Annotated in this window: 7 protein-coding genes; 1 reads left to right on the top strand and 6 read right to left on the bottom strand. The window is 71.1% G+C overall.

All coding sequences use genetic code 11. From position 1 onward, the window contains the following. Positions 1–2,249, bottom strand: a 2,249-nt coding sequence (lysX, locus tag QH270_RS19920; RefSeq protein WP_432420385.1) for a bifunctional lysylphosphatidylglycerol synthetase/lysine--tRNA ligase LysX, incomplete at its 3' end; no start/stop codon positions are given. A 50-nt stretch (positions 2,250–2,299) separates the two neighbouring features. Between lysX and QH270_RS19925 the strand changes: the two genes are divergently transcribed. After that, positions 2,300–2,521: an RNA-binding S4 domain-containing protein gene (locus tag QH270_RS19925; RefSeq protein ID WP_110037997.1), complete on the top strand. Its 222-nt coding sequence runs from the start codon at positions 2,300–2,302 to the stop codon at positions 2,519–2,521. A 176-nt stretch (positions 2,522–2,697) separates the two neighbouring features. On the opposite strand, the gene rraA is transcribed toward QH270_RS19925, so the two are convergent. Genes rraA through QH270_RS19950 form a run of 5 tightly spaced genes read right to left on the bottom strand, consistent with a single transcriptional unit; the run spans position 2,698 to position 5,815 of the window. After that, positions 2,698–3,186: a ribonuclease E activity regulator RraA gene (gene rraA, locus QH270_RS19930; protein ID WP_110037998.1), complete on the bottom strand. Its 489-nt coding sequence runs from the start codon at positions 3,184–3,186 to the stop codon at positions 2,698–2,700. Between the two features lie 13 nt (positions 3,187–3,199). Beyond that, positions 3,200–3,655: an SRPBCC family protein gene (locus QH270_RS19935; RefSeq protein WP_280344634.1), complete on the bottom strand. Its 456-nt coding sequence runs from the start codon at positions 3,653–3,655 to the stop codon at positions 3,200–3,202. A gap of 25 nt (positions 3,656–3,680) precedes the next feature. After that, positions 3,681–4,625, bottom strand: a complete 945-nt coding sequence (locus QH270_RS19940) for a CopD family protein (RefSeq protein WP_280344639.1) — start codon at positions 4,623–4,625, stop codon at positions 3,681–3,683. 6 nt (positions 4,626–4,631) lie between these two features. Then, a complete protein-coding gene (locus QH270_RS19945) occupies positions 4,632–5,168 on the bottom strand; it encodes a copper resistance CopC family protein (protein ID WP_280344641.1) in 537 nt (178 codons plus the stop codon). After that, positions 5,168–5,815 (bottom strand): YcnI family copper-binding membrane protein, encoded by a 648-nt coding sequence (locus QH270_RS19950; protein ID WP_280344642.1) that lies wholly within the window; start codon positions 5,813–5,815, stop codon positions 5,168–5,170. Before QH270_RS19950 ends, QH270_RS19945 begins: the two co-directional genes overlap by 1 nt. Positions 5,816–5,932: the final 117 nt, after the last annotated feature.

Genomic DNA, 5,932 nt, shown 5'->3' on the forward strand with positions numbered 1-5,932 from the left:
GCGCCTTCCGGTCGACCTTGCCGTTGGCACTGAGCGGCAGCTCGTCGAGCACGACCAGCGCCGAGGGGACCATGTAGGACGGCAGCCCACGGCGCAGGGCCGAGAGCAGCGCGGCGGGTGGTGGCGACGATGGATCGGTCCTGCGTATGACTGCTCACCTGGACGGTGTCTCCTCGAGATGGGGTGCTGCCGGACGATGTATCGCGCATCCTGCCAGCCGCGGGCGCCGGGGGCCAGACCCCGCGTCCCCCCCGCCGGGGGGGGCCCTGCGGGCCGCGCCGGGCCTCGGCGATGGTGTGCGTCGGCGGGTAGGCGATCGGATACGGGTCGACGCCGGCTCCGGCGAGCCGGTCCAGCTTGGCCATGCGCACCCGGACCTGTTCGGGCCTGCGGGGTCCCTGCTCCTCGGCGCCCTCCGGCGCGTCGGGCGGGGTGCCGTCGGCGTGCAGGCCGACGAGCCCGGCGGGCACGGCCGGATGCGCGCCGGTGTGCACCGCCGCGTCGGGCTCCGGGCCGAGCCGCGGCAGGAAGCCCTCGGCCAGCCCACTCGCCGCGGCCACCCGTGGCAGCTGCCTGCGCTCCTCGAACAGGAAGAACCGGGGCACCCAGCGCGGGTGGTACTTCACGTTCGACCGGTACAGCGCCTCGAGCTGCCACCAGCGCGAGAAGAACAGCAGTACCCCGCGCCAGGCCCGCAGGATCGGCCCGGCCCCGATCCGTCCGCCCTCCTCGAACACCGAGCGGAACACCGCGAAGTTCAGCGAGATCCGGGTGATGCCGTACTGATCGGAGTTCAGCGCGAGCTGCGAGATCATCAGCTCCATCACGCCGTTGGGACTGTGTGGGTCGCGGCGCATGAGCTCCAGCGAGACGCCGGTGCGGCCCCACGGGACGAACGAGAGCATGGCCTGCACCCGGTCGTCGTGGTCGACGGCCTCCACCAGCAGGCAGTCGCCGTCGAGCGGGTCGCCGAGGCGGCCCAGCGCCATCGAGAAGCCGCGCTCGGTCTCGGTGTCGCGCCAGGCGTCGGCACGGGCGACGACCTCGGTGAACTCGGCGGCGGGGATGTCGTGATGCCTGCGCACCCGCACGCTCATCCCGTTCTTGCGCAGCCGGTTCGCGGCCTGGCGGACCTGCTTCATCTCCGGTCCGGCGAGCGAGAACTCGCGGGTGTCGAGGATCGCCTCGTCGCCGAGGCGCAGCGCCGAGAGCCCGGCCTGGCGGTACGCCGTCGCCCCGAGTTCGCTCGCGCCCATCACCGCGGGCGCCCAGCCGAAGCGGTCGGCCTGCTCCAGCCAGGCCCGGATGGCCTGTGGCCAACCCTGTTTCGGCCCGATCGGGTCACCGCTGGCCAGGCAGACGCCCAGTTCCACGCGATAGGTGATGGCCGACTTGCCGTTCGGCGCGAACACCACCGCCTTGTCGCGGCGGGTGGCGAAGTAGCCCAGCGAGTCCTCGACGTCGCTGTCGGCGAGCAATCCGCGCAGCGCCGACTCGTCCAGTCCGGTCATCGCGTTGACCGCGCGCTGCGAACGCAGCAGCACCACCACCGCGGTGAGCAGAGCGATCGCGCCGAACAGGCCGAGCAGGAAGTTGACCCACGGGCGCGGGTGGCCGTCGAAGTGTTCGTTGTCCACCAGCACCGCGGCGGTGACGCGGTAGACCGCCCACAGCGGCCGCTGACCGCCCGAGGGGAGCGAACCGGGCGCGAGCTCCACCAGCCCCCAGCCGACCAGGCAGCCGAGCGCGAGACCGGCCACCAGTACCCCGAGCGCCTTCCACAGCGCGCCCGGCCTGACCTTCGTGTAGAACTCCGTGCGCGCCGCGATCAGGATCACCAGCACCACCACGTGCACGACCCCGGCGACCAGGGCGTCGACGTTGTCGTCGGCGACGAAGTCCAGCACATTGGTCACCGTGTAGAGCAGCAGGTACACCACCAGCAGCCACCACGCCACGCGTTTGCGGGCGGCCAGCGCGCCTGCCATCAGCCCGACGACCAGCGCCCAGACCAGGCTGGTGTCCGGTGCGTCGAAGTAGTAGGCGTCGATGTAGTGCCGTGGCGTCTGCGTCAGATGCCGCAGCGCGGGGGAGACGCTCCACAGCAGACACAGCACCGCGAAGACGCCGAGCACCAGCCCGGTGACGTGCGGTACCTCCGCGAGCCTGCCGCGTCCGCGATGGGGAACGGCGGCGGCGCGGTCGGGCGGAGCCTGGACGGTGGGTTGCTCAGCCTGCGTTGCGGTCACCGATCCAGTGTGCGTCCATCGGGACCGGATGGGTATGTAAGGATTAGCCCATGTCGGAACCAGTTGATGTGCCGATCGATGACGAAGTCATCAAGCTCGGGCAATTCCTGAAACTGGCGAACCTGATCGATTCGGGTTCCGAGGCCAAGACGGTGATCGCCCAGGGCCTGGTCCGGGTCAACGACGAGGTCGAATTACGCCGCGGCAGGCAGCTGCAGGTCGGCGATGTCGTCGTGCTGGCCGGACACCGGGTGCGGGTGTCCGGGAACTGAGCGTCGTCACACACCCGGCCACGACGACCCGACCTCGAGGAGGGTCCGCCGCGTAGCGGCGGTCGCGGCCGTCCCGCCGATCGGGCGCCGGTGCGTAGGCGACGTAGAAGCAAGCACCGGTGTCCGATCGGCGGGACTGGAAGGGCCGCGACTCGAGCGCGCCAGCGCTCCAGACTTCAGTCCTCGGCGCGGACCACGATGCCGTCGTGGTCGCTGTAGAGCATCTCGCCGGGGACGAAGCTCACCCCGCCGAACTCGACGGTGACGTCCTTCTCGCCGCTGCCGGTCTGGGTGCTCTTGCGCGGGTTGGTGCCCAGCGCCTTCACCCCGATGTCGAGGGTGCGCAGGATCGCCGAGTCGCGCACGGCGCCGTTGACGATCACACCCGCCCAGCCGTTGTCCACGCCGCGGCCGGCGATGATGTCACCGACGAGGGCGGTGTGCACGCTCGCGCCGCCGTCGACGACGAGGACCTTGCCCTCGCCCGGCTCGCTCAGGGTCTGCTTGACCAGCAGGTTGTCCTGGAAGCAGCGGATCGTGGTGATCCGTCCGGCGAACGCGGCCCGGCCACCGAACTGGATGAACTGGGTGTCGCAGCTGCGGATCTCGGGGCCGATCTCATCGGCCAGATCGGCGGTGGCCACAACATTCGCTGATTCGGTCATGGTGCCGATTGTGTCAGGCGCTGCGCTGATGGGCTTTGTTGATCTCCCTGATCAGGCTCTCTGTGGTGTGCTTCACGGCGACCTTGATGAACGGCTCGATGGTCTTGCCGAGCATCTTGCCCGCGATGCCGCCGGGCACGAAGTACTCGATGACGGCATCGACCGTGCACACTTCCTCGCCCTTGGGCAGGAACTGGAACGTGGTGACGATCTCGAATCCCTTGATCGCCTTGGTGGCGATCAGCCTGCCCTCTTCCCAGCGGACGACCTCGATGCGCGAGGTGAGCGAGGCGGGACCGAGCTTCATCTTTCCGTCGAAGGTCGCGCCGACACCGGTGGTCTGCTCGGTGACCGGGGTGAACGATTCGATGCCGTACCAGAATTTCGGCAGGTTGTGGTAGTCGTTCATGAAATCGAACGCGGTCTTGGCCGGAGCCGCGCAGTCTTCGGCGATCCTCACTTCGGTCATGGCGGCAACTTTAGCGGCGGACCGCTCAGGCGGTGATCGCCAGCGTGGCGGCCAGGCCGAACCCGACGGCCATCAGCGTCACCTCGACCAGGGCGTTGCGTAGCGAGATCTCGACCGTGACCCGGTGGTTCGCGGCCCGCGTCACCCAGGTGCGCCGCCACCACCAGCCAAGCCCGGTCAGCGCGCACAGGATCGCGAACTTGGCCACCAGGATGCGGCCGTACCCACTGGTCCACAGTGGCTCGATGCCGCCGACGCGCACCAGCCCGTCGATGAGGCCGGTGAGCGCGATCATCAGCACGAGCGGGGCCGCCACCCGCGAATAGGCGGGCAGCGTCGAGGCCCAGCCGCCCCTGGTGCGCAGGACGAGCGCCATGGCGAGCAGCAGGCCCAGCCACGCCGCGGCGGCCAGCGCGTGCACCGCGGCCAGCACCGACCCGAACATCTGCTGGGACATGTGCCCGGTGATCGGTCGCAGCGCCAGCGCGACCGCGGCGAAGACCAGCACCAGATCGGCCGAGGCAGCGTCGGGCCTGCGGAACGCCACGGCGGCGTAGCACGCGACCGCGCCGGTGCAGAACAGGATCGCGATGCCGATCTGGCCGCCGCTGAGCTCGGTGAGGAAGGTGCCGAAATCGGCGGCGCCGAGCGCGCGCACCGGCACCCCGACGATGTCGGCCGCCTCACCGGCCAGCACCGCGAACTCGGCCGCGAACCAGACACCGGCGAGCACCGCGAGCGGCCGCCAGTCGACCCGCAGCCGCGCGTCGAGCCGGGGGAGCGCGGCCAGCCCGAGCACGATCGCGCCCGCGACATCGGCGACGACCCGCGCGCACGCGGCGGCGGGGAAACCGCCGTCGGCGCGCACCAGCCAGGCCAGGACCACCCCGGCCACGGCCGCCACCGCGACCGGCGCCAGGATCCGCCACCGCCGCAGCGCGGTACCTGGGTCCCGGCGACCGGTCGTCATCGGTGGCTACTTGCCGCGTCCGGCACGGCCGCCGAGCAGCGCGACCGCGAGCCCGGCGCCGAACAGCACGACACCACCCGCGATGAACACCCACACGGGCACCCCGCCGGAATCGCCGCCGCCGTCGGCCTTGTCCTCGCCGGGCTTGGCGCCCGGCGTGCCCGTGCCCTCCTTACTGAGCGTGAACTGCCGCGTCCCGCTCACGGGATGGCCGTCGGCCGAGGTCACCCGGTACGCCAGCGTGTACTGGCCGACCGGGCCGAGCTCACCCAGTTCCACACTCACGGAACGGCCTTCGACGCTGGCCTCGCCCTTGGACCACAGCCTGCCGTCCGGGCCGACCACGGTCAGCGACGGGAAGTTCGGCTGCAGTTCCTCGTTGAAGGTGATGCTGGCGCGCGCCGGGCCCACCTCGACGGTCGACCCGTCCTCGGGGACGCTGCTCACCGCGCCCGAGTGCGCGCCCGCGGTACCCGCCGCGGCGAAGGCGCCGGCGAAGAGCACCGCGAGCAGGGCGATCAAAAGACGCTGGGATCCACGCATCACGACCTCCGCGACCGGAAGACGAGACCGAGGCCGAGCGCCGCGGCGAACAGACCGAGCGCGAGCCCGATCCCGCCGAGCCAGCGCGCCACCGAATCCGGTTCGGCCTGGACGGTATCGGCAGAGGCGACGTGGTGATCGCCGCCCTCGGCGCTGCCCTTGTCGGCCAGGGTGACGGTGGGCGCGGGGTGTTCGGGTTCCGCGCCGTCGGTGCTCGGCTGATCCCAGTTGACGACCTTGCCGTCGCTGTAGGTCTGTTGCGCGGGGAACAGCACCGTTTCCTGGTTCGGGAGCGGGCCGAGCGAGAGCACGAACCGCTGGAACTGGCCGGGACCGATGCCCGGATTACCCGGTTCCGCGGTCCAGGTGACGATGACCTCGCCCTTGTCGTTCCGCGCGGTCTCCGCCTTCCAGCCCGGCAGTGGTTCGGTGCGAACACCTTTCATGCCGGGGACGGTGACGCGCAGTCCGGTGGTCGACGCGGTGTCGGATTCGTTGGGCACCTTGAAGGTCGCGACGGTGTAGCCGCCCTGCGCGGCGCCGGGCGCGTCGACGGTGACGTGCGCCGCCGCCGTGCCGCTCGCGGCGAGCACCAGGCCGACCGCGAGCGCGGCGGCGCCGGTGCCACGGGTGATGGAGTTGTGCATGGAAAGCCTTCTGTCCGAAGAGGTCTGATGTCGTCTGGGATCAGGCGAACAGCGGTGGGGGGGGGCGGGCCCGCGCCCCCGCGACGCGGCGGCGGCATCGCCCGCGGTGGTCGCGGG

Origin of the sequence: Nocardia neocaledoniensis (genome assembly GCF_029868625.1) — a bacterium.
Taxonomy (GTDB): Bacteria; Actinomycetota; Actinomycetes; order Mycobacteriales; family Mycobacteriaceae; genus Nocardia; species Nocardia neocaledoniensis_A.